Source organism: Hymenobacter canadensis, from assembly GCF_027359925.1.
GTDB lineage: Bacteria > Bacteroidota > Bacteroidia > Cytophagales > Hymenobacteraceae > Hymenobacter > Hymenobacter canadensis.
Genome location: NZ_CP114767.1, coordinates 2,713,881 through 2,738,027 on the forward strand (window position 1 = coordinate 2,713,881; position 24,147 = coordinate 2,738,027).

Below are 24,147 nucleotides of genomic sequence, written 5' to 3' on the forward strand. Positions count from 1 at the left end.
GCGATTCTCACCCGAGGAAAAGGCCAGGAAGCCGGGCCGGAGGCAAGCTCAACCGTAGCGCTCCGACCGGCCTCCTGGCCTTTCTGCTTATTGAAGCTGCTATTTCCCACCTAGAAAAGCCGTCTTATCTTAGCGGTCCGTTTTGCCCCCGCGTCTTACTGATTCCGCGGATTACGGGGGACACTATTCCGCCTCTATGCCCTTTCGCCACCGCTTGCAATCCACCCTGTACCCGCTGACCATTTTCAGTTGGGTGCTGTTGCTGCTCAGCACCCTCAGCAACACGCAGGGCCAGGCCGCCAGCTGGCTGGGTGGGCCGTGGCCGGAATGGGTGACGCTGGTAACGCAGGCCGCCTTTGCGGCGGGCATGTTCATGCACCAGCGCGAGCTACCCGAACCCCTGCGTGGCAACGACTTCGTGGGCCTGCTGCGGCGGCTGGTGCTGGGCCCGGGCCTGCTGGCTACTTTGTGCGTGGGGCTGCACCTGCTGGAGCGCGTCATCCAGTACCAGCTTCCCACCAACGACCGCACGCTGTTCGCCCTGATCTACACCATCAACCTGGGGTTGTTCGTGTTCTTTCTGGCCAAAACCAATTACTCCTGGCGCAGCCTGGTGCTGTTTCGGTCCAGCACCCGCATTCAGCGCGAGTGGGTGTGGTTTGAAATACTGCTGGGCGCTACCCTGCTGTTCCGGCTCTTCGACTGGGTGCCACCACACCCGATTGACTACATTGTTATCGGGACTCTGGGCGCGTTTGGCGTGTACCTGAGCGGCAACCAGCAGTGGGTGGCCTACCTCAACCGCCGCCAGAAATGGGAAGCCGTGCTGCTGCAGGTAGCCATGCTGCTCTCGATGGCCGTGTTTGTGTCGTACTTTCTGCGCATTGCCCAGGACCCCAAGCTGGTGGCCCCGGCCCCACAGCACGCCTTCCTGCTGCTCACCGTATTCTTCTCCACCTTCTATGCCCTGATGGGGTTGCTGGTGACGCTGTTCAACCTGCCCACGGCGGGCGTATTCGAGCAGAAGCGCGAGGAAATCCTGAGTCTGCAGCGCCTCACGCAGCTGATTCAGAAAGGCCAGAGCGAAGACGAAATCCACCGCATGCTGCTCGACTCGGCCGTGCAGACCGTGGATGCCGACGCTGCCTGGATTATGCTGGACAACGAGGAGCAACGCCCGCAGGTGGCACAAAGCTTCCAGATTGCCCCCGAGCAGATGGCGCAGGTGTATGCGCTGCTACAGGAATACAACCTGCATCTGATTGAGTACCTCAACAACGACCTGCCCAACTCTAACGGCTTCCGCAGCCTTGCCTTGCCCTACGGCTCACTGATTGTGATGCCGCTGCGCTCGGCCAAGCGCCGTTACGGAGCCATTTATATGCTCAAGAAGGGCCGGCAGGGCTTCGACCGCGAGAACCTGAGCATCCTGCAGACCTTCGCCAGCCAGACGGTGCTCAGCATCGAAAACCTGCGCCTGATGAACGTGTCGCTGGAAAACCAGCGGGTGCAGGAGGAGCTCAAGATTGCCTCACTTGTGCAGGACAGCCTGATTCCGAAAAATCTGCCCATCGACAGCTGGTTTGCCATCAGCTCCTACGCCGAATCGGCCAAGGAAGTGGGCGGCGACTTCTACGACTTCCTGCATCTGCCGGGCCGCCGCCTGGCCATCCTCATCGGCGACGTGAGCGGCAAGGGCGTAACGGCCGCCTTCCACGTGGCCCAGATGAAAGGCATTTTCCATGCCCTGATGCAGGAAAATCCGCTGGCCCGCTCCGAGCGCGACAAGTTTCCGCTGCCCAGCAAGTTCATGGCCCAGGCCAACCACGCGCTGGCCCGCTGCCTGGAAAAGTCGGCGTTCATCACGGCCTCGCTCTACATCATCGACTATGAGAACGGTGGCTTTATGTTTGCGCGCGCCGGCCACTGCCACACGCTCTACTATCACTCCATCAAGGAGGAGGTGTCGTACTTCCAGACGGCCGGTCTGGGCCTGGGCATCATTCGCAACGAGTCGTACGAGAAGCACATCAAGAACCAGTTTTACGACTACAACCCCGGCGACGTGATGGTGATTTACACCGACGGCATCGTGGAGGCCCGCAATGCGGCGCAGGATGAATACGGCGAAGAACGTCTGCAGCAGATGCTGGAACAGACCTATTTCCTGGATGCCGACGCCATCAAAGAACAGATTCTCACGGATCTGGCCGAGTTCAGCCACGGCCAGCCCATGCACGACGACCAGACCCTGCTGGTGGTGAAGTTCAAAGCCGCCCAACCTGGTTCCCACAACTGACGTAAGCCGGATTTATGAAAATAACCCAACACTCTTCCGCAACTACCCTCACCCTGAGTCTGGACGGCGAACTGGATGCCAGTTCTTCTGTTTTGTTGGATACTGAGCTGGCCAAGCCCGAAACGCTCCAGTTTCAGAAGGTTTTGATTGACTGCCAGAAGCTGAATTATATCTCTTCGGCCGGTTTGGGCGTGTTTATCTCCCACCTGCAGCAGTTTCAGGATGCTGGTGTGAAGCTGGTGTTCTTCAACATGCAGGACAAAGTGCACAACGTATTCGAGATTCTGGGTCTGGATGCGCTGATGACCATCGTGCCCTCAGAAGCCGAAGCCACGGCCGTTTAAACCGCCTCTATTCCGATAGGCCCGCAGGATGAAAAACGCCCTCCGTATCAGCTGTAGCCGCAACAACCTCAAGGTTGTTCGTGACTTCGTGACGGATTACCTCGCTGCCTATCACCTGGCCGATCTACAGCTCAACCAGATTATCCTGGCCGTAGACGAAGTGGTAGCCAACCTGATCATCCACGGCAACGCGGAAGACGAGTCGCAGCACCTGGATCTGGCGGTGGAGGTAAAGGGCGAGATGTTTGGCATCGAGATACTCGACCAGGCCACGCATTCTTACAAGCCGGCCAGCTACCACGAGCCCGACCTGCAGGAGTTCATCCGGCAGGGCAAAAAGGGCGGCATGGGCATGACGCTGGTCAACCGCATCATGGACCGGGTGGAATTCACGACCAGCGGCAGCCGCAACGTGTGTCGGCTCTACAAGCGAATAGCTATTTAGCCAGGCCCGCTAAGGCGCGCCGCCCTGCTTACTCTCTGATTTTGAAGCGCCTCCCTTGCTGCCCGCAGCGAAGGAGGCGTTTGTGCTACCGGCGCCCTTGCCCGCCGTATGGCCAGACCGGGCATCGTTGGCCGGGAAACTGCTTTCCCCCGAAAAAAATCCGTAAAATTGCAACAGGCAGATTGCCAGGTTCCGCCTCGCCGGCAGCATTTGCCGCGTATTGCAGTTTCTACTATCTCGTATGCACAAACGCATTTTGTACGCCGGCACCGCTGCCGTCGGGCTACTGGCCGCGTGCCAGGCCACCAAGCCTACCACCGCTTCCAAGCAACCCGTTATCGAAACGCTGGGCACCACGCCGGTACCCGCCGGGGAATTTGCCTACGTGTACCGCAAAAACAACGGTACTGCCCCCGAGTACGGCACCCGGCCCAGCGTCCAGGAGTACTTGGATCTGTACACCAACTTCAAGCTGAAAGTGCTGGAGGCCGAACAGCGCGGCCTCGACACCACTCAGGCCTTCAAGCGCGAGCTGGACGGCTACAAGCAGCAGCTGGCCCAGCCCTACCTCACCGAGAAAAGCGTGACCGACCAGCTGGTGCGCGAAGCCTACGAGCGGATGGGCAAGGAAATCAACGCCTCACATATCCTGCTACGCCTCGCCCCCGATGCCGAGCCCAAGGACACGCTGGCTGCCTATCAAAAGATTGTAGCGCTGCGCCAGCGCGTGAGCGGCGGCGAGAACTTCGAGCAGGTAGCCCGTGAAGTGAGCGAAGACCCCTCGGCCCGCGAAAACGGCGGCAAGCTGGGCTACTTCACGGCCATGCAGATGGTGTATCCGTTCGAGTCAGCCGCGTTCAAAACGGCCGTGGGCCAGGTGTCGCAGCCAGTGCGCACCCGCTTCGGCTACCACCTGATCAAGGTGAACGACATCCGGCCGGCGCAGGGAGAAATCAAGGTGGCCCACCTCATGATTCGCTCCACGCCCGGCATGCCCAAAGCCGACTCGGTGACGGCCAAAAAGAAAATCGACGAGCTGTATAGCCGCCTCGCCCAGCGCAAAGAGCCCTGGGAGAAGCTGGTAGCGCAGTTTTCGGAAGATGCCGGCTCGGCCGCCAACGGCGGCGAGCTGCCGCCTTTCGGCACGGGCCGCATGATTCCGAGCTTCGAGGAAGTGGCCTTCAAGATGGGCACGCCCGGCGAGCTGTCGAAGCCGGTACAGACGCCCTACGGCTGGCACATCATCAAGCTGATTGAAAAGCAGCCGGTGCCCACGTTTGAGGCCATGGAGCCGTCGTTGAAAAGCAAAGTGGCCAAAGACTCCCGCTCGGAGCTCAACAAAACTGCTTTCCTCAAGCGTGTCCGCCAGGAAAACCAGTTCGTGGAAAACCAGGCCGCCAAAGATTATGTGCTGGGTAAAACCGATACCGCGCTGGTAAACGGCCGGTTCAAGTACACGGCACCGGCCGCCCCGGCTGCCACCGGCAAAGCCAGCAAAAAGATGGAAGGCGACGCCCAGACGCTTTTCAGCATCAAAGGCAAGCCCTACACGGCCGCCGACTTCCTGACCTACGCCCAGCAGAACCAGCGCCCGCGCCCCGGTGCCGAGCCCCGCTTCGTGACCCAGCAGCTCTACGACCAGTACGTGGAGCAGAGCCTGACCAACTACGAGCGCGACAACCTGGAGTTCAAGTACGAAGACTACCGCATGCTCGTGAAAGAGTACCGCGACGGCATTCTGCTGTTCCAGCTCATGGACGAGAAAGTGTGGAGCAAGGCCATTGAGGACACCGTGGGCCTGCAGAAGTTTTTCACCGAAAACCAAAGTAAATACCAGTGGGATGCCCGTGCGCAGGGCACAGTTATCAGCGCGGCCTCGCCGGAGCTGCTGGCCAAAGCCAAGCAGCAGCTCAAAGCCGGCCGCTACGAGCTGACGCGCCTCACGCTGCAGCCCGCCGGCTACACGCCCGGCACCGATAAGCTGCTAAAAGGCGCCAAGCTCAACCTCGACCGGCTGGTGAGCGTGCTGCAGGGCGACAACAGCCTGAGCGTGACCCTGACCGGCCGCGCCCGCAAAGGCGAAGCCGCTGGCATGGCCCGCCGCCGCGCCGCCGCTGTGGCCACCTATCTCACCGAGAAAGGCGTGGAAGCCAGCCGCATCCGGCAGGTGGCCCAGGCCAAGCCTTCCACCGATATTGCCACGCTGCAGATGATGTCCAGCACTAGCGTCACAGCGCTGGAAGAGCAGCTGAACGCGCAAAACCCGCTGTCGGTGCAAATCACGCAGAAGGCCTTTGCCAAAGGCGACAACAAGGTGGTAGACGAGCTGACGGCCCGCGGCCCCGGCTCCTACGACGTGCAGAAAGACGGCCGCTTCTACACTGTTATGATTGACAAGGTGCTGCCCGCCGGCCCCAAAACGCTGGCCGAAGCCCGCGGCCAGGCTACTTCCGACTACCAGAACTACCTGGAGAAAGAGTGGATAGCCCAGCTAAAAGCCAAGAATCCGGTCCAGATCAACCAGGCCGAAGTAGACAAGCTGGTAACGAAATAAGGAAAAAGCCCGGCCCCGGCCGGGCTTTTTTTGTGGCCCGGACTTCAGTCCGGAGCCCTTGTGTATTGCGCTGGCTATCCTATTCAGTAGGGCTCCGGACTGAAGTCCGGGCCACAGCCAAGCGCGTGCAACTTCCCGCCCCGTTTGCGGCTCTGTAGGCTGTAGCCCGGCCAGCGAAGGCAGTTTTTGCCGGAGAAGGGATTTATGTTGAAATTTACCGGCGGTTTTGTGCGTTCAGCCAACTACCGGGGCCCGGGCTTGCGCTCTGGCCACACCTATTGATGCTTCCATGATTCAGTTCTTTTCTTTGCCCAAGCGGGCTGTTCTGCTGACCGCCGTGCTACTGGCCGGCACCATCACCTCGGGTTTTGCCCAGCTCGGCATCGGCCGGCCCGCTGGCCGCCAGGTAGTTGACGGCATCATCGCCAAGATTGACAACCAGATTGTATTGCGCTCCGACCTGGAGGCCATCTATGCCCAGGAAGTGGCGCGGGCCGAAGGCAAGCCGCTGCCGCCTGACCTGCAGTGCCGCATTATGCAGAGCCTGGCCCTCAACAAGCTGCTGCTGGCCAAAGCTGAAACCGACTCCGTGGTGGTGGAAGATGCCCAGGTGAAAAGCGAGTTGGACCGCCGCATGAACTACTTCGCCCAGCAGATCGGCTCGGAGAAGAAGCTGGAAGAGTACTACAACAAACCCATCAAGCAGCTCAAGGAAGACCTGCGCCCGCAGGTGCGCGAGCAGCTCACGCAGCAGAAGATGCAGGAGCAGATTTCGGGCAAAGTGACCGTGACGCCGCGCGAGGTGCGCCAGTATTTCAGTCGTATTCCCAAGGACAGCCTGCCCTACTACTCCACTGAGGTGGAAGTGGGCCAGATCATCAAGTACGCCAAAATCAACTCGTCGGCGAAGCAGGCCACCCAGGCCAAGCTCAATGAGCTGCGCGCCCGCATTCTGGCCGGCGAAAGTTTCGAGGAGCTAGCCAAGAAGTATTCCGAAGACCCCGGCTCGGGGGCGCAGGGCGGCTACCTCGGCTTCTTCAAGCGCAAGGAGTTGGTGCCCGAGTACGAGGCCGCGGCTCTGCGCCTGGAGCCGGGCGGTTTGTCGCCGGTAGTGGAGTCGCAGTTCGGCTTTCACCTGATTCAGCTGATTGAGCGCAAAGGCGAGCAGTTCAGCTCGCGCCATATCCTGCTCAAGCCCGCCACCGGCACCACCGACGCCAACGAGGCCGCCCTGGACCTGACCAAGCTCCGCCGCCGCATCCTGGCCGACAGCCTCACCTTCGCCAAAGCCGCCAAAGACAACTCCGACGACAAAACCAGCGGCGCCAACGGTGGCCTGCTGTCCAACCGCGAAGACGGCAGCAGCTACCTGCCCCTCGATAAGCTGGACCCGGCCATCTTCTTCACCATCGACACGATGAAGGTGGGCAATATCACGCCGCCCATGCCCTACCGCACCGACGACGGCAAGGACGCGGTGCGCATCATCTGGCTGAAGTCGAACACGGCGCCGCACCAGGCCAACTTCAAGGACGACTACCAGAAACTGTCGCAGGCGGCCCTGAGCGAGAAGAAAAACAAAGCCCTGGACGGCTGGTTCCGTGAAAACCGCGGCAGCGTCTACATCGAAGTGGACCCGCAATATTCCGGCTGCAACCTGCTGGACGCGACCAATTAGCGTAGAAGAGTAGCTGCCGGTACCCGGGCTTTGGCTGCGGGGCCGGCAGTTTTCGAATAAAGGCTAGTTCTGGCTTCCGTATTCGCGCATCTACGCCGTACTTCTTCCGTCTCTGACTGCATGTCTGTTACAAAATTCTCTTCTGACAAAGAAGCCGCCGACGCGCTGGCCCGGGCGTATCAGGTGTTGCGCCAGGAAATCGGCAAAGTCATTATCGGGCAGGACGAAGTAGTGCAGCTGGTGCTAACAGCCGTGTTTTCGCAGGGCCACTGCCTGCTGGTGGGCGTGCCGGGCCTGGCCAAGACCCTGCTCATCCAGACCATTGCCGACTCGCTGGATCTGTCCTTCAATCGGGTGCAGTTCACGCCCGACCTAATGCCTTCCGACATCGTCGGCTCCGAGACGCTCACCCAGCAGCGCGACTTCCAGTTTGTACCCGGCCCTATCTTCGCCAACATCGTGCTGGCCGACGAAATCAACCGGACGCCGCCCAAAACGCAGGCGGCGCTGCTGGAAGCTATGCAGGAGTACGCCGTGACGGTAGCCGGCAAGCGCTACCCGCTGGAGCGCCCGTTTTTCGTGCTGGCCACCCAGAACCCCATCGAGCAGGAAGGCACCTACCCGCTCCCGGAGGCTCAGCTGGACCGCTTCATGTTCAACATCGAGCTGGGCTACCCGAGCTACGAGGCCGAGCTGCAGATCGTTAAGAACACCACTTCCGACACCAAGCCCACGGTGAACAAGATCCTGCACGCCGACGAGATTCAGGCGTTTCAGCACTTGGTGCGCCGCGTGCCCGTAGCCGATAACGTGGTGGAGTACGCCGTGAGTCTCGTGCACAAAACCCGCCCCAACACCGACCGGGGCGCCGCCCGCGCCAGCCAGCTGCTGGAATGGGGTGCCGGCCCGCGCGCCTCGCAGCACCTGATTGTGGGCGCCAAGTGCAACGCCCTGCTCAACGGCAAATACTCGCCCGATATTGAGGACGTAAAAGCCGTGGCTCTGCCCATTCTGCGCCACCGCTTGGTGCGCAACTTCAAGGCCGAAGCCGAAGGTGTCACCGTCGAGCAGATCATTAAAGAGTTGTTGTAAGCAGCATTTAACCCAGAACGTCATTCCGAGCTTGCCAGGGAATCTCGCTAGTGTGCCAATCAAAAAAGCGCATACTGCACTGGCGAGATTCCCCGGCAGACTCGGAATGACAAACTCTCTAAGTACCTACCATGGAAGTCCCCGGCTACTACCAGCAGTTTGAGCGCAACCTCGATATTCTGCTTGATGCCCTGCAGGCAGGCCTCAACCTGCGCACTACGGCCCTCGAAACGTCGTTGCCGCTCGAAATCTACGTGCTGTGCGAGGTGCTGAACCAAGGCGGCGCGCAGTACCGCCTCACTACTGAAGGTTTGGCCCGCGTACAGGAATTCCAGACCCAATTTGTAGCTCAGCAAGCCGAAACCGACGCCATCATGCGCCGCCTGCTCGATGACCAGCGCTCCAGCATGCGCACGCCCGAAGGCCGCGTGCTGACCAAGGAAATGCTGATCCGGCGCCTGGAGTATTTCAACGAAGCCGCCCGCCAAGTGAACGTAATGCGCAACCAGCAGGCGCTGGGCAGCCCTAACCAGCGCAAGTCCGGTATCGGCGCCGAGCTGCAGAAAGGTTAATCACGGATTTTACTCGGGTTACACGGATTTTGTGGACGATGAAAACGAAAAGAGCTTGCCTGCGGCAAGCTCTTTTTTTGTTCTTGCTTCCCGCCTGTACGTAAGCAGGCGCGGTAACCTTGCCCCAACCATATCCGCCGCTGCCGTGCCGCCCGCCGCTCCGCCTACCACCTCCCGCCACACGGCCCGCCTCACGCTCCGCCCCTATCAGCCCACCGACGAGGCCGACTTTTTTGCGGTGCTGCATCACAATCGCACCCGGCTGCAGAATGCCTTTCCGGCGCGCCTGGCCGCCGTGCAGGCCCTACCCGATGCCGGCCGGGTGCTCCGGCAGTTTGCCCAGGACTGGCAGCAGGGCCGGCTGTACGTGTTTGGCATCTGGCACACGGCCGCTGGCACCTATCTCGGCGACATCAGTCTGCGGCCGTCCTGGAGTGCGCCGGTGAGTGCCGAAATCGGGTATTATCTGGCCGGGGCCGCCGAGGGCAACGGCTACGCCCGCGAGGCCCTCGGCGCCATCGTGCAGTTCGGGTTTGAGATGCCGGTGCAGGCCCAGAGTCTCACGCTGCGCTGCCGCGCCAACAACCCGCGCAGCATGGCCGTGGCCGAGCACGCCGGCTTTCGGCCCGTAGTGGCCCGCCGGCGCCTCTGGAGCCTACGCGGTGCCTCCGACATCGTGCACTACCGCCTGGACCGGGCGTAAACCGCGCTCCAACGGCCTATTCGCCGCGCACAGTGGTCAGCAGGAAGCTCTGGTTGAAGTTGAAATAGAGCGCGAAGGAGAAGTCCAGCCCGCCGTTGTTGAGGTCATAGATCGGCTCGAAACGGGTGGTCATAATCAGGTTGCCAGGCAGCCGGTAGTCCTTCAGAAAACGCGCAATCAGCAGCTGGCGGTCTTTTTCCAGGTACTGCGGGTCGCTGACGGAATTGGAGATGGAACGGTACAGCAGGCCGCCCAACGGCGAGATGTAGCCGTTGCCGCGCCAATACGCCACCTGCACGTTGGACAGGCGCGTGTCTACGCCCGCATTCAGGTACAGGCCCGTGCCCCGCTTGTAAGGCAGCTGGTACGTGAAGGAATAGTCGTGGAAATAGGTGGCGTAGAGGTCGGCGTGCACGGCGTGAAAGAACCGCGACGCCAGCGGCTTACGCGCCCGCACGCCGCTGGCCAGGTTGAACAGCGTCTGGAGTGGCGTGTCCACGGTATCGATCTGGCCACCGCGGTGCGTGCCCGTGAACTGAAACGGCACCCGCAGCCACCAGCCGCTGGAGTCGCCGAGCACAGTCTGCTCCACGACCAGCCCGCCCGCCACTTCCTCCTGGAAGTTGCTGAACCGGTACTGCTGCCGCTGCCAGTCCACCCAAGCATCCAGGTTCAGGCGCGGCTTCTGCAGCTTATACTGCAGCCCTTCCTCCAAACGGTTGGTCATCACCCGCTCGAAATCTAGCATCGGCTCGATGTAGCCATGGTGCAGGTTGCCTTCAATGTTGCCGAACAGGATGCTGTGCGGCCCGTTCTGGTACTTCACCGTCAGCAAGGGCCGCACCTGTTGGAAGCGGGGCGTGCCGTAGTCCTTCCACAGAAAAATGCCGGCTTCCACCCGCAGGTTGGCACTCGGGAAATATACCAGCCGCGGCAGCAGTTGCGCCCCGAAGTAGGTGCGACCGGGCTCAATCTTGTTGAAATACTCGTTGTCTTTATTGAACAGAAACGCCTGCACATCCAGCCGCAGCTGGCGCGTATACTGCGGCCCCACCGGCAGCGGATGCAAAAAAGCCCGGTTGTCCAGCTGCGCGTGCGTTGAGTGCGGCAAAAGCAGCACGCCTACCAGCATCAGTATCAATGTGGTAGAAAGTCGTAGTTTTGCCAAATATTTTAGCACAGAAAGTTCGGGTCAGATTCAACGAATTTTTTTAGCATTGCGGGCACAAAATATAGGCGGACTGCGTTACCACTAGCCGGCCCGAAAACAGCCGGTAATCTGGTTTCCCGAAGCCTCACAAGGGTTTGCGCGACCCACCGAAAACGCCTACATTCACCAAACCTAAGCATTTCCTAACAACCCATTCTAATGGCTGCAACCACCACTGACAAGGCTGAGAAAGCGGAGAAGGCTGAAAAAACCAGCAAGCCCACCAACCTCAGCAACGCTAACGCCGAGAAAATGAAGGCGCTTCAGCTCACGCTGGACAAGCTCGACAAGGCGTACGGCAAAGGCACGGTCATGAAACTCAGCGACAACAAGGTGATGGACGTCGAAGTCATCAGCACCGGTTCGCTGGGCCTCGACATTGCGCTGGGAGTAGGCGGCCTGCCCAAAGGCCGTGTCGTTGAAATCTACGGTCCTGAGTCGTCGGGTAAGACCACGCTCACGATGCACTGCATCGCCGAAGCCCAGAAGCGCGGCGGCGTAGCGGCCTTCATCGACGCCGAGCACGCCTTCGACCCTTTGTATGCCAAGAAGCTCGGCATCGACACCGAAAACCTGCTCATTGCCCAGCCCGACAACGGCGAGCAGGCCCTGGAAATTGCCGATCAGCTGATTTCCAGCGGTGCCATCGACATTATCGTTATTGACTCCGTGGCCGCGCTGGTGCCGAAAGGCGAGCTGGAAGGCGACATGGGCGACTCGAAAGTGGGTCTGCACGCCCGCCTCATGAGCCAGGCCCTGCGCAAGCTCACCGGCACCATCAACAAAACCGGCTGCTGCTGCATCTTCATCAACCAGTTGCGCGAAAAAATCGGCGTGATGTTCGGCTCGCCCGAAACCACGACCGGTGGTAACGCCCTCAAGTTCTACGCTTCCGTGCGCCTCGATATCCGCCGCATCGGCCAGATCAAGGAGGACAAGGACAACGTGACCGGCAACCGCACCAAGGTGAAGGTGGTGAAAAACAAAGTAGCTCCACCTTTCAAAGTGGTCGAGTTCGACATCATCTACAACGAAGGCATTTCCAAGGTGGGCGAAATCCTGGACCTGGGTGTTGACATGGGCATTATTGCCAAGTCGGGCTCGTGGTTCAGCTACAACGGCGACCGGCTCGGCCAAGGCCGTGAAGGCGTAAAAACCATCCTGCAGGATAACCCTGAGCTGGCCGACAAGATCGAGGCCCAGATCCGGGCCCTGGTAAAAGGCGAGCCGGAAGCTGCACTGGCTGCCATTCCGGAAGACCGCTCCACCGACGAGGACGACGACGCCGACGAGGCGCTGTAGCCTTCCGTTGCCTCTTGCCTGAAAGCCTTCCCGGTACGCCGGGAAGGCTTTTTCGTGCCCGGCGTCGTATAGTCTGCCAACGGGACATTCGCAGTATATTTGCTGGCACCGCTTTTGTCTGGAGTCCCGGGATATGCTTCCCGTTTTCGTTGCCTTATGAACCGCCGCTGGCTTCTTTCTCCTCTTCTATTGCTGCCGGCGCTGGTGCTGCAGGCCTTTGGCCCTGCTGACACGCTGCGGAAAGTGCCCAACACCAGCTTTCAGTCGGGCGAAGTGTTGCAGTATAAGGTGCACTACGGCCTCATCAACGCTGCCGAAGCCACCATTGAAGTAGCCAACGACCTGCAACGCGTGAACGAGCGGCCCTGCTACAAGGCCACCGTCACAGGCCGCACCACGGGCTCCTTCGACTTCTTCCTGCGCATCCGCGACACCTGGCGATCCTACATTGACACGACCAGCATTCTGCCGCAGAAGTTTTTCCGCAACATCGAGGAAAACCACTACCGCAAAAAGGAAACTGTGGATTTCGACCATGTGCGGGACGTAGCCGAGGTGGAAAAGCACGGCAAAGACAAGGAAAACGTGAAGCGCGGCACCTACAAAGTCCCCGACAACGTGCAGGACCTGGTGAGTGCCTTCTACTACCTGCGCACGCTCAACTACGACCAGCGCCGCCTGGGCGAAGTCATCCGGGTGCAGGGCTTCTTCGACGACCAGGTGTTTGCCATGGAAGTGGTGTACCGGGGCCGCGAAACCGTGGAAACTAAGGCCGGTACCATCCGGGCCATCAAGCTGGTGCCCAAGATGCCTGGCAACAAGCTGTTCAAAGGTGAAAACGCCGTGTCGGTGTACCTCTCCGACGACCGCAACAAGGTGCCGGTGCTCATTCAGGCCGAGCTGATGCTGGGGGCCGTGAAAGTGGATATGTACAAATACAAAGGCCTCAAAGGCCGGCTCAACCTGGTGGCCCGCAATCAATAAAAGCCCGTGGCGGCTCCCTTCCGGGGAGCCGCTTTGCGTTTTAGCGCGGGTTAACGAAAACGTAACACGCCGAAGGTGCCGCCCGGCGGTACTTTTGCGGCAGCGTAGTCAGTTTCATCTTAAACGCCCCGCCCCGTGCAAGCACCCACCAACCCCAACGCCTACAAGATTCTCGTTGTCGATGATGACCCCGACATTGTGGAGCTGCTGGAGTACAACCTGCGCAAAGAAGGCTATACGGTGGCCTCGGCCCCGGATGGGCGCAAAGCACTGGAAGTAGCTCCCCAGTTCGGGCCCGACATCATCGTGCTGGATGTGATGATGCCCCACCTCGACGGCATTGCCACCTGCCGGCAGCTGCGCGAACAGCCCAAATTCAAAGACACCTATATCATCTTCCTGACGGCCCGCGCCGAGGAGTTTTCCGAAGTTGCGGCCTTTGAGGCCGGCGCCGACGACTTCATTGCCAAGCCCATCAAGCCGCGCGCCCTGCTCAGCCGCCTCGGGGCCTTCGTGCGCCGCGACCGGGACCCGCAGAGCACCCAGGACACCATTGAAATCAACGGCCTGAAGATTGACCGGACTGCGTTTTCGGTGTACCAGGAAGGCCGCAAAATCACGCTGCCCAAGAAAGAATTTGAGTTGCTGGCATTCTTGGCCGCCACGCCCCACAAGGTGTTCGGGCGCGAGGAGCTGCTGCAGAACATCTGGGGCAACGACGTCTTCGTGCTGGCCCGCACCGTGGACGTGCACGTGCGCAAGGTGCGCGAGAAAGTCGGCGAGCATCACATCCAGACCATCAAAGGCGTCGGCTACAAGTTCAACACGGATAATTAAGCCGGAGCACCCCTGGAACGTCATGCTGAGCTTGCCGAAGCATCTCTCCCGCAACAGTAATCAAGTTACTTTGGCGGGAGAGATGCTTCGGCAAGCTCAGCATGACGTTTTTTTACTTTTCACCAATGAGACTCAACATTTCCTCCCGCACCATTGCCATTCTACTCTCGTTGCTGGTGGCGGGTGTGCTCACTACGCTGGCCTGGGTGGGCCCCACCATGTCGATGCAGGATGGGGTGCTGGCGGCGGGCATTACGGTGGCGGCGTGCTTTCTGCTGTTGTATCTGATGTTTGAGGCCCTGATTTTCCGGGAAATCAACAACATTTACGCCGGGCTGGAGCACATCAAGCGCAAGGAGCTGCGGCGCATGTCCAGCAAGTTCCTGTTCCGGCCGGAGCCGCTCAAACGCATGCGCGACGAGATTCTGGACATGGCCCAGCGCAAGCAGCAGGAAATCGACGAGCTGAAGCGCCTGCAGGCCCTGCGCCGCGAGTTTCTGGCCGATGTGTCGCACGAGCTCAAAACGCCCATTTTTGCCGCCCAGGGCTTCCTGCACACCGTCCTCGACGACGACGATGTGGACGATTTCACCCGCCAGAAGTTTCTGCGCAAAGCCGCCAACAGCCTCGACGCGCTGGATGCGCTGGTGCAGGACCTGGTCACCATCTCGCAGCTGGAAAAGGGCGTGGTGCGCATGCGCCGCCAGGGCTTCGATATTGTGGTGCTGGTGCACGAGATATTCGAGCAGCTGGAGCGCAAGGCGGCGCTGCGACAGGTGAAGCTGGAGCTGTTTCCGCCCGAGCTGCCGGCCGGCGGCCTGCGGGTGCTGGCCGACCGCAACCGCATCCGGCAGGTGCTCATCAACCTCATCGATAACGCCATCAAGTATGGCCGCGAAAACGGCCACGTGGTGGTGAGCCTGGTGGAAAGCGGCAAGGGCGTGAGTGTGCGCGTGCGCGACGACGGCGCGGGCATCCCGAAGCAGCACCTCAACCGCATCTTCGAGCGGTTCTACCGCATCGACAAGAGCCGCTCGCGCGACTCCGGCGGCTCGGGCCTGGGGCTGGCCATCAGCAAGCACATCGTGGAAGCCCACCGCTCCGCCATCCGGGTACGCAGCGAAATCGGGCAGGGCACCACCCTGGAGTTCAAGCTGCCCAAGCCCAAAAACCCGGCCCCGCCGGCCCACCACGTCCTGTCCCGGCCCGACGGCGAGGCGTAGCCGCTGCGGTCGGGGGCGTCTGGCCTGCGGGCTTTTGCCAAACGGGTTGGAGCGGGGTTTCGTACCTTTGCGGCCGCCTTATGAAGCTACCCGATTTCCAAGACCTGATTCTGTTCGAAGACGACGACTACATCGTCATCAACAAGCCCCCATTCCTGGCCACGCTCGACGAGCGGTTTGGCGGCGCGCCCAACATCCTGCGCCTCGCCCGTGAGCAATACGACGACGTGCAGGCCTGCCACCGCCTCGACAAGGAAACCAGCGGCTCGCTGGCCTTGGCCAAAAACCCCGCCGCCTACCGCCACCTGGCCATGCAGTTCGAGGACCGCAAGGTGAAGAAGGTGTACCACGCCGCCGCCTGGGGCGTGCACGACTACGACGGCCTGCGCGTGGAGCGCAGCATCGAAACCACCACCAAGGGCAAGGCGCGGCTAGCCTACAAGGGCAAGCCGGCCGTGACGCTGGTGCGTACGCTGGAGGCTTTTGCCAAGCACACGCTGCTGGAATGCCAGCCCATCACGGGCCGCATGCACCAGATCCGGCTGCACCTGGCCTATTTGCAGGCTCCCATCATCGGCGACCAGATGTACGGCGGTGAGGACTTCTTTCTGTCGTCGCTCAAAAGGAAGTTCAACATGAAGGAAGGGCAGGAAGAACAGCCGTTCATTAAGCGCTTCGCCCTGCACGCCGCCAACCTCACGTTTGCCAAGCTCGACGGCGAATCCGTGACGGTAGAAGCTCCCTATCCCAAGGATTTCCGGGTGCTGGTCGAGACGCTGCGGCAGTATCAGTAAGCCAGATGATGAGGGGAATGGTGATGAGGCAACAGGGACCAAATGACCCGATTTACCTCATCACTATTCCCCTCATCACCTCATTACCCGTTCTATTTCAGGCACAAATAGTAACCGGGGCCTTGCAAATACCGTGAAAGGCGGTAACTTTGTGTCCGTTTTTCCCGGACCGTGTGCCGGTTTCTCCTCATTTCCAAACGCTTACCCTCCTCCCCAATGGATCATCTGAGCTTCAAGACGGTATCCGTCAACAAAGCCAACGCCGATAAGGCCTGGGTCGTGGTTGATGCCAGTGTTGCGCCGCTGGGCCGTCTGGCTAGCCAGATTGCCAACATGCTGCGTGGCAAGCACAAGACCTCGTTCACGCCAAACTCCGACTGTGGCGACAACGTTATTGTTCTGAACGCCGACAAGCTCTACGTTACGGGCAAGAAGCTGACCGACAAAATCTACATCACCCACTCGGGCTATCCCGGCGGCCAGAAGCGTATCAACCTGCGCGACAAGAAAGCCAAGGATTCGACCCGCGTGATTGAGCACGCCGTAAAAGGCATGCTGCAGGGCAACAAGCTCGGTGCCGAGCAGTTCCGCAACCTGTATGTGTACAAGGGCGACCAGCACCCACACGAAGCCCAGCAGCCGAAAGCTGTTGAACTGACTAACCTCTAAGCCGATTTCGGCGTCTTTTTTCTTTAATCCTCCACTTAATGGAAATCTCCAATACCTCTGGTAGAAGAAAAACCTCGGTGGCCCGCATCTACATGCAGGCCGGGCAAGGGAATATCACTATCAACGGCCGGGACATCAAGGCTTACTTCAGCAATGAGCTCCTGGAAAACATCGTGAACCAGCCTTTGGCTACTGTCGAGCAAGTCGGCCAGTACGACATCAAGGTGAACGTGAGCGGTGGTGGCATTTCGGCCCAGGCTGAAGCCATCCGTCTGGCCATCTCGAAAGCCCTTGTTGGCGACAACGAAGAAGTTCGTCCCGCCCTCAAGAAAGAAGGCTTCCTGACCCGTGACCCGCGCATGGTGGAACGCAAGAAATTCGGCAAGCGCAAAGCGCGTCGCTCGTTCCAGTTCTCGAAACGCTAATCCCAGAGGAAACATATCATGGCTCAGTCCACCACCTATAAAGAGCTGCTCGACGCGGGGTCCCACTTTGGTCACCTTACGCGCAAGTGGGATCCGAAAATGGCGCCGTACATCTTCATGGAGAAGAACGGCATCCATATCATTGACCTGAACAAGACGCTGGTTTCGCTCGACCAGGCTGCTGCGGCCATCCGCAACATCGCCAAGAGCGGCCGCAAAATCATGTTCGTGGCCACCAAGAAGCAGGCGCAGGAAATCGTAACGGAAGAGGCTACCCGCCTGAAGATGCCGTTCGTGACCGACCGTTGGTTGGGCGGTATGCTCACCAACTTCGCCACGGTGCGCAAGTCGCTGAAGAAAATGAGCACCATCGACAAGATGGTGAAGGAAAATACGGCTTACGCGGCACTGGCCAAGCGTGAGAAACTGATGATGTCGCGCGAGCGGGAGAAGCTGGAGCGTGTACTCGGTGGCGTTGCCGACCTGAGCCGCCTGCCCGCTGCCCTGTTCGTGATTGACGTGAAGCGTGAGCACATTGCCGTGAAAGAAGCCCAGAAATTGGGTATTCCGGTATTCGCTATGTGCGACACCAACTCCAACCCCGAGCTGGTTCAGTTCCCGATTCCTGCCAACGACGATGCCTCGAAGTCTATCCAGCTCATCGTGAGCGTGATGGGCAAGGCTATCGAAGACGGCCTGTCGGAGCGCAAAGTCGACAAAGAAGATGCCGACAAGAAGCAGGCTGAAGACGAAGGCATCCAGGAGAAGCAGAACGCCGACGAATAGTCGTTTCAGCAGTGAGAACTGAGAAGTTAGAAGTCGGAAATGGCAGGAGTTGATTTACTTCTCTGTTTCCACTTCTAGCTTCTTCTTGCTTTTATACTGACTCGGTTCTCAATCTAACATCTAAGCTCTTACCCCTAAGTTCTAAACCAATGGCAGCAATTACCGCCGCAGACGTGAACAAGCTCCGCACCATGACCGGTGCGGGCATGATGGATTGCAAAAAAGCTCTGACCGAAGCCGATGGCGACTTCGAGGCCGCGCGCGACCTTCTTCGCAAGCAGGGCCAGAAGATTGCTGACAAGCGGGCCGAAAACGAAACGTCGGAAGGCTTTGTAACGGTAGTCGTAAGCGAAGACGGCACTACCGGCAAGCTGGTGGCCCTGGCCTGCGAAACGGAGTCGGTAGCCAAAGTGGCTAACTTCCGCGAGCTGGTGCAGCGCATCCTCGATGCCGCTGTGCGCATCAACGCTACCTCGAAAGAGGAAGTGCTGGCCGCCAAGGAAGAGGATGGCCTGACCATTCAGGAGCACATCACCGACCTGATGGGCAAAATCGGCGAGAAGCTGGACCTGACCTACGCCACGCTGACGGCAGAGAAAGTAGCGTCCTACATCCACTCCGACAACAAGAAAGGCGTACTCGTGGGCCTGAAGAATGTGGGTGGCGCTGATACCACCACCGTGGGCCGCGACATTGCCATGCAGATCGTAGCCATGAAGCCCGTAGCCGTTGACAAAGACGGTGTGGACTCGGCCGTTGCAGAGCGCGAAATCGAAATCGGCAAAGAGCAGGCGCGTGCCGAAGGCAAGCCCGAGGCTATGCTGGAGAAAATCGCTCAGGGCAAGCTGAACAAGTTCTTCAAGGAGAACACCCTGCTCAACCAGGAGTTCGTGAAAGACAGCTCGATGACCATTGCCCAGCTGCTCGACAAAACGTCGAAAGGCATGACGGTAACGGACTTCAAGCGTGTTGCTATCGGTGCCTAAGCTATCCGCTTAGCTGCTTTGAAAAAGCCCCGCCGGCATTGTGCCGGCGGGGCTTTTTTTGTTGCTTGCACGCTATGAATGAAATCAGAAAGCGTGCTTACCGCTATTTACTCTATCACGGCTTGCAAACAATTCGGAAGCCTTTTTATGGGGGAGCACCGGCTAGTAAATTAACTGAAGAGCAATGCAGACGGTTCGTCAACTACGCCGGCCCAGTTGGCTACCTGTTACACAATCTAGCTTTGCTGAGCGCGGAGGACTTTGATAAGTTCAATGAAGAATACTTTTGGCAAGGGTTCGAAAGTTTCAGCCAACTATACCCTGAAATAGATGTAACCCATTTTCGGAGAGTTTTTGAGTCGCAATTACTCAGTTTCAGTTAAAACCTATCCTAGCCTTCTACCGACTAATTGATGTTCGTTGACTTCTCCGAGTCGCCCCACCAATTAGGTTCTTAGCCAGCACGGCTAGCAGTATCAACACCAGCAGCCCAATCAGGACGCGGGGCCAGTTAATCTTTTTCATAGTACGATTTAGGGGCGGGGGGACTGTTTGGTGAAGGCTTGCACCCGCGCTACGGCATTGCGGCGCACGTTCAGGTAGAACAGGCCGTAGTCGGCGAGGTGGAAGGAGTGGCGCAACTCGGGGCGGCCGGGCAGCAGGAAGCGGGGGTAGCCGCTGGCTTTGGGCGGGTGCACCCACAGTACGCCGTTGTGCACTTTGGCATCGGTGAGTATGGTGTCAATCCGGTCGAAGCTGGCCGGGACGCTGCCGCGGTTGAGGACGGCGGGGCCCGTGACGGTGTCTGTCTTCCAGGTAAGCGGGTTCGTGACGACGGCGCCATGGTAGGGCGGGTAGTCGTAGCCCCATTCGGCGGTGTTCCAGCTCATGTAGCAGCCAGTCTGCAAGGAATCCTGGCAGGGACGCAGCACCTTGTACCGTTCGGGGCGCACCTCGAAGCCCACCAGGTAGGCCGCAACCAGCTGGCGGCGCAGCGCAGGATCGTCGTCAAAAAACTCCTGTAGCAGACGGCGGGCATGATACGCGCCTTGGCTGTGCCCAGCTAGGATGATGGGCCGGCCCTGGTTGTAGTGGGCCAGGTAGTAGCGGAATGAAGCCTTCACGTCCTGATACGCCAGCTCCAGCGCCTGGGAACTGTTGGCGGTGCTGTCGAAGAAGGCGTAGAGGGTGGCCTGCCGGTAGTGTGGCGCGTAGATGCGGCCGGCCGCGTTGAACACCGAGGCCTGCTTCATGATGCTGAGCTTGTCGGTGAACTGATTCAGGCTGGCATCGGCCGGGTCGGCATTCCAGCCTTTGGGCAGAATGAGGGTGGTGAGGTGCAGGAAGAATACGTCGGCCGGCGCGGTGGCTTGCTGGTCGCGCAGGGTGGTGTGGAGCGGCACGGCATCGGCCGAGTCGCGGGTGGTAGGCAGGGCGGCCCAGTTGGAAGCCAGCGCGTAGTCGGGCACGGGAGGCTCGTTGGCGGCCGTGAATTCGTGACGGGGTTTGATGAGCTTGATGCAGGAGCCGAGCAGCAGCGGCAGCAGCCACACGCTCAGGCGCCGAAGCCACCCCACCTGGCAAAAGGATATCCGGAAAACCATAGAGAGCACCTGTCAAACAAAAATGCGCGCCGCCGGGCCACGGCAGCGCGCATCCGGCAGGCGGGCGCAAAGGTACGGCACCTTAGTCTGTGAACGTGTTTTCGAGCAGCTTTTCCTGCCGCAGGTAGATGATTCTGAAGTTCTTGTCGAGGCGCACCCGTACCTGGGCAGCGGTTTGCTGGTGCTTCTGCATCGATTGCCGGAACGCCTTGCTCCGTTCCCGGTAGGTTACCACGCGGGAGCCGTCGCTGACGGCGGGGCTCACCTGCAGGCTGCCGGGCTCAATCTGGGTTTCGGCTTCCGTGAACTCTGGAAAATGCGTGCGGTTCAGCTCGGCTTCAATGGCCGCGGGCGTAGTGCCGGAAAGCGTGTAGAACCGCTCGACGCCGGGTGCGAAGTGCTGCGCGGCACTGAAAGGCGCGGCCTGCAGGTCGGCATAATACGATTCCAGCACCTGCTGGGCCCGGGTTGTGGCGGCATTGTCGGACAAGGCCGGGGTAGTTTCAGCGGGAGCCTCGGCTGGGGCAGTTTCGGCCGTGTCGGGGGCCGCAGCGGGCGGCAGGGCCGGCGCTACCCGCACGGTTTCGGGCACGGCCACCGGGGCCAGCTCAATCTGCTCGGCCTGCGGGCCTTCCTCGGGTGTGACGGCCAGCGAGTCGGCGGCGGTGCGCGAGGTGCTCGTCAGACGCTCCGACTGCTGGTTGCCCAGCGTCAGATAGGCCACCAGAGCCAGCAGCGCCAGGATACCGCCCACGATGAGGATGGTGCTGAGCGGGCTTTTTTGCGGGGCCGTGTAGGGCATGTCCTCCACATCTTCTACCTGCTCCTGCTCGTCGGGCGCAGCAGCCGTGTACTGGGTAGCAGCCGGCACCGAAGGCGAGGCTTCGGGCCGACCCGCCGCGATGGGCCGGCTCAGCGGCTCAGCCGGCGACGCGGGCATGGGAACCATGGGAGCTACGGGCTCCGGGGCCGCATGATGCGTAATCGGGGGCAGCAGCGGCTCCGTTACCGGCGACACGGTGGTGGGCTCGAACAGTGCCGGGGTAGGCGCAACAGGCGGCAGCGAGGCCCCGGGAGTAGCGGAGGCCGCGTCAGTGGCCAGCAGCTTTTCTTTCAGGGTCTTGAATTCCTGGGGCGTGATGATGCCGCTGTCCAGCCATTCTTTCAGCTGCCGCAGCGTTTCAAACGTCGATGAGTCTTTTTCCATGAGGGGAGAGCAGGCAGGAATTGAGTTGCGGCGGCCGGCGTGGAGTGCCTTCTACGGGCCGGCCGCCCGTGCCGCTGGAAATAGCGACACGGGCGGCCGGGACTGGACGAAATGCCTACTTCTTGTCGAGAGTGGAAAGCCGGTCGCGGCGGCGCTGCAGCTTGACTTTGCGCAGTTCCAGCTGCTGGGCATTTACTACCAGCTGGGCCGAATCCTGGCTAGATTTGAGCTTGTTCTCGATGTTCTGCTTTTTGAGCGACTCGATTTTATCGAGGTTGTTCTGGGTGTTGTTGCTCAGGCTGACGCGCTCCTTCTCAAGGCGCTCCTTTTCCTTCTCGGTTTCGCGCAGCTCTTTCTCGGCGGCGGCCAGCTGCTCGCGGTAGGCTTTCAGGCGGGCGGCGCTGGCAAAATTGGTGACGATATTGCGCAGCGCGGCGTACTCGCTGGGCGTCTTGTCGGCGTCGAAATACGTGTCGGCGTTGAAAGCGGCGAAAACCGCCAACTCGGTGGTGGTATCGGAAGGCGCCGTTACTATACCGTACAGGTCAATGAGCTTGCCCGAGATGCTGGACGCTGGCACCTGCTTGGCCACCAGAATATCGCGCTTGCCTACGCCAAACGTACCGTTGCCCTTCACCTTGATGTTGTAGGTGTCCTTCAGCCAAGCCTGCCAGAAGTCGCGCGTCCATTCGGGCGTGCCGTCAATCTGCACTTTCAGCGCCGAACGCTCGCGCTTTTCGTGGTTGACGGAGCTTTGGCGCACTTCGTAGAGTTGGGCCGAAGCGGCGGGGCCAGCCAGCAGCGAGGCCAGCAGCAGCAGAAATGCGAGGGTGTTTTTCATATCGGAAGCGAAATACGCAGAGCGGAAGAAGGAGTTGGCCGGGATTTCGCTCAACTACAGGTCGTGCCGGTCGAAGGCCGCCTGCAGGTCGGTGCGCATACCGGTGAAGCGGGCCAGCGCCGCTTGCAGAAATTCGCTGTCGAGCAGGGCCCGCACGTCGTCGTCGCTGGTCACATCCAGCTCGCTCACTTTGTAGGTCTGCTCGAACGGACCTTTTTCCAGCTTGATCAGGTACTTGCCGTTCCAGGAGAAAAGCGTGATTTTGGCCTCTGGGTGCGGAATATCGGCGAGCTGGCGCATGGCGGGGAGAAAAGAAATTTGCAGGGGCGAAGATAAGGTAACTGAGGTGATAAGGTAATGAGGTGACAGGTGACAGGTGACAGGTGACAGGTGACAAAGGAAGAACGTCATTCCGAGTGAAGCGAGGAATCTCGCCAGTGTGGTAAATGATTCTACCACGCTGGCGAGATTCCTCGCTTCACTCGGAATGACGTTCTATGGCCTTCGCCTTACCTCATCCCCTCATCACTCCATCACCTCATCACCCCAGCACAATCACATACAGCGATACACAGGAAACCACCACCCACAGCAGCACCCCCAGCACAAACGGGCGCGGCCCCACCGCCCGCACGGCTTTCAGCGACAGGCCGGCGCCGATGAAAAACAGCGTGATGGTAAGGCCAATATGCGCTGCCCGCACCAGCCAGGGCCCTACTTGGTGCGTGGCCGGCAGGTAGGTATTGAGCAGCATGGCCCCGATGAAGCCCAGGATAAACCACGGGATTTTCACCTGCACGTCTTTCTGCCGAAACACCAGGGCCGTGCCCAGCGCCACCGGAATAATCCAGAGGGCGCGGGCCAGCTTGATGGTGGTGGCCACGCCCAGCGCCTCGGGCCCGTAGGCCGCCGCCGCCCCCACCACCGACGACGTATCGTGGATGGCAATGGCGCACCAGAGGCCAAACTGCTGCTGCGTGAGGGCCAGCGCGTGCCCAATGGGCGGAAACGCAAACAGCGCAATGGCATTGAGCACGAACACCGTAGCCAGCGCCACCGACATTTCCTCTTCCTTCGCCCGCAGCACCGGCCCGACGGCCGCAATGGCGCTGCCGCCGCAGATGGCGGTGCCGCAGGAAATCAGGTGCGTGACGTGGCGGCCCAGCTTCAGCCAGCGGCCGGCCACGTAGCCCAATACCAGTGTGCCCGCAATGGAAGCCACCGTGAACAGGATGCCCTGCCGCCCGGCCTGCACCGCCGCGTGGGCGTTCATGCCAAAGCCCAGCCCGATAACCGAGAACTGCAGCAGCTTGGCGGTGTACTTTTTGGTGAAGGCCGGAAACGGGTTGCCCACCGTCTGGGCCAGCACCAGACCCAGCGCCAGCGCCACCGGCGGCGAAACCCAGGGCGTGAGGCACAGCACCAGCACCGCCCCAAACAAGGCGCGCGGCAGCCAGGCCGGGCGGGGCGCGGCAGCAGTAAAGGTAGAGTTAGGGGCAGCAGATAAGGTGGGAGCAGGCATGATTCGGGGCGGAAATCCTGCCCAAAAATACGCAGCCCTCTCCCCTGCCGATAATCTCAAATAGTTATCA

The 24,147-nt window shown here is 60.2% G+C and carries 23 protein-coding genes; 17 read left to right on the plus strand and 6 right to left on the minus strand.

The features are described 5' to 3' along the window. Window positions 1–214: 214 nt before the first annotated feature. The 8 genes from O3303_RS11610 (at window position 215) to O3303_RS11645 (ending at window position 9,687) form a co-directional block, all read left to right on the plus strand. Entirely contained in the window at window positions 215–2,299 is a 2,085-nt protein-coding gene (locus O3303_RS11610; RefSeq protein ID WP_269558579.1) for a PP2C family protein-serine/threonine phosphatase, read from the plus strand. Window positions 2,300–2,313: 14 nt separating this feature from the next. Continuing rightward, window positions 2,314–2,643, plus strand: a complete 330-nt coding sequence (locus O3303_RS11615) for an STAS domain-containing protein (RefSeq protein ID WP_269558580.1) — start codon at window positions 2,314–2,316, stop codon at window positions 2,641–2,643. Window positions 2,644–2,671: 28 nt separating this feature from the next. Then, complete coding sequence (locus O3303_RS11620; protein WP_269558581.1) at window positions 2,672–3,088, plus strand: ATP-binding protein; 417 nt, start codon at window positions 2,672–2,674, stop codon at window positions 3,086–3,088. A gap of 241 nt (window positions 3,089–3,329) precedes the next feature. Next, window positions 3,330–5,642 carry a peptidylprolyl isomerase gene (locus O3303_RS11625; RefSeq protein WP_269558582.1) on the plus strand — a complete coding sequence of 771 codons (2,313 nt, stop codon included), beginning with the start codon at window positions 3,330–3,332 and terminating at the stop codon, window positions 5,640–5,642. A 289-nt stretch (window positions 5,643–5,931) separates the two neighbouring features. Next, the gene (locus tag O3303_RS11630; RefSeq protein ID WP_269558583.1) at window positions 5,932–7,320 is read left to right on the plus strand and encodes a peptidylprolyl isomerase; all 1,389 of its coding nucleotides are present in this window, start codon (window positions 5,932–5,934) and stop codon (window positions 7,318–7,320) included. Between the two features lie 120 nt (window positions 7,321–7,440). Beyond that, a complete protein-coding gene (locus O3303_RS11635; RefSeq protein WP_269558584.1) occupies window positions 7,441–8,412 on the plus strand; it encodes an AAA family ATPase in 972 nt (323 codons plus the stop codon). Between the two features lie 131 nt (window positions 8,413–8,543). Beyond that, complete coding sequence (locus O3303_RS11640; protein WP_269558585.1) at window positions 8,544–8,984, plus strand: hypothetical protein; 441 nt, start codon at window positions 8,544–8,546, stop codon at window positions 8,982–8,984. A gap of 145 nt (window positions 8,985–9,129) precedes the next feature. Continuing rightward, the gene (locus tag O3303_RS11645; protein ID WP_269558586.1) at window positions 9,130–9,687 is read left to right on the plus strand and encodes a GNAT family N-acetyltransferase; all 558 of its coding nucleotides are present in this window, start codon (window positions 9,130–9,132) and stop codon (window positions 9,685–9,687) included. Between the two features lie 16 nt (window positions 9,688–9,703). On the opposite strand, the gene O3303_RS11650 is transcribed toward O3303_RS11645, so the two are convergent. Next, window positions 9,704–10,819 carry a lipid A deacylase gene (locus O3303_RS11650; protein WP_491546672.1) on the minus strand — a complete coding sequence of 372 codons (1,116 nt, stop codon included), beginning with the start codon at window positions 10,817–10,819 and terminating at the stop codon, window positions 9,704–9,706. 330 nt (window positions 10,820–11,149) lie between these two features. Here O3303_RS11650 and recA point away from each other — a divergent pair, with 330 nt between their 5' ends. From recA to tsf, 9 genes are all read left to right on the plus strand, one after another. After that, window positions 11,150–12,199, plus strand: a complete 1,050-nt coding sequence (gene recA, locus O3303_RS11655) for a recombinase RecA (RefSeq protein WP_269561905.1) — start codon at window positions 11,150–11,152, stop codon at window positions 12,197–12,199. A gap of 156 nt (window positions 12,200–12,355) precedes the next feature. Continuing rightward, window positions 12,356–13,183 carry a DUF3108 domain-containing protein gene (locus tag O3303_RS11660; protein WP_269558588.1) on the plus strand — a complete coding sequence of 276 codons (828 nt, stop codon included), beginning with the start codon at window positions 12,356–12,358 and terminating at the stop codon, window positions 13,181–13,183. Window positions 13,184–13,318: 135 nt separating this feature from the next. Next, entirely contained in the window at window positions 13,319–14,020 is a 702-nt protein-coding gene (locus O3303_RS11665) for a response regulator transcription factor (RefSeq protein ID WP_269558589.1), read from the plus strand. A gap of 125 nt (window positions 14,021–14,145) precedes the next feature. After that, entirely contained in the window at window positions 14,146–15,243 is a 1,098-nt protein-coding gene (locus O3303_RS11670) for a sensor histidine kinase (RefSeq protein ID WP_269558590.1), read from the plus strand. Window positions 15,244–15,323: 80 nt separating this feature from the next. Next, a complete protein-coding gene (locus O3303_RS11675; RefSeq protein ID WP_269558591.1) occupies window positions 15,324–16,037 on the plus strand; it encodes an RluA family pseudouridine synthase in 714 nt (237 codons plus the stop codon). 216 nt (window positions 16,038–16,253) lie between these two features. Further along, on the plus strand, window positions 16,254–16,706 hold the full coding sequence (gene rplM / locus O3303_RS11680) for a 50S ribosomal protein L13 (protein WP_269558592.1): 453 nt from the start codon (window positions 16,254–16,256) through the stop codon (window positions 16,704–16,706). Between the two features lie 38 nt (window positions 16,707–16,744). Continuing rightward, window positions 16,745–17,131: a 30S ribosomal protein S9 gene (gene rpsI, locus O3303_RS11685; protein ID WP_269558593.1), complete on the plus strand. Its 387-nt coding sequence runs from the start codon at window positions 16,745–16,747 to the stop codon at window positions 17,129–17,131. 18 nt (window positions 17,132–17,149) lie between these two features. Then, window positions 17,150–17,917: a 30S ribosomal protein S2 gene (rpsB, locus tag O3303_RS11690; RefSeq protein WP_269558594.1), complete on the plus strand. Its 768-nt coding sequence runs from the start codon at window positions 17,150–17,152 to the stop codon at window positions 17,915–17,917. Window positions 17,918–18,066: 149 nt separating this feature from the next. Continuing rightward, window positions 18,067–18,903: a translation elongation factor Ts gene (tsf, locus tag O3303_RS11695; protein WP_269558595.1), complete on the plus strand. Its 837-nt coding sequence runs from the start codon at window positions 18,067–18,069 to the stop codon at window positions 18,901–18,903. Between the two features lie 533 nt (window positions 18,904–19,436). Here the strand turns inward: tsf and O3303_RS11700 are convergent. From O3303_RS11700 to O3303_RS11720, 5 genes are all read right to left on the minus strand, one after another. Beyond that, complete coding sequence (locus O3303_RS11700) at window positions 19,437–20,480, minus strand: DUF3089 domain-containing protein (RefSeq protein ID WP_269558596.1); 1,044 nt, start codon at window positions 20,478–20,480, stop codon at window positions 19,437–19,439. Window positions 20,481–20,589: 109 nt separating this feature from the next. Further along, entirely contained in the window at window positions 20,590–21,714 is a 1,125-nt protein-coding gene (locus O3303_RS11705) for an SHOCT domain-containing protein (RefSeq protein ID WP_269558597.1), read from the minus strand. 115 nt (window positions 21,715–21,829) lie between these two features. Beyond that, a complete protein-coding gene (locus O3303_RS11710; RefSeq protein ID WP_269558598.1) occupies window positions 21,830–22,555 on the minus strand; it encodes a hypothetical protein in 726 nt (241 codons plus the stop codon). A gap of 54 nt (window positions 22,556–22,609) precedes the next feature. After that, window positions 22,610–22,855 (minus strand): hypothetical protein, encoded by a 246-nt coding sequence (locus O3303_RS11715; RefSeq protein WP_269558599.1) that lies wholly within the window; start codon window positions 22,853–22,855, stop codon window positions 22,610–22,612. Between the two features lie 241 nt (window positions 22,856–23,096). After that, window positions 23,097–24,077 carry a YeiH family protein gene (locus O3303_RS11720; protein WP_269558600.1) on the minus strand — a complete coding sequence of 327 codons (981 nt, stop codon included), beginning with the start codon at window positions 24,075–24,077 and terminating at the stop codon, window positions 23,097–23,099. Window positions 24,078–24,147 lie beyond the last annotated feature (70 nt).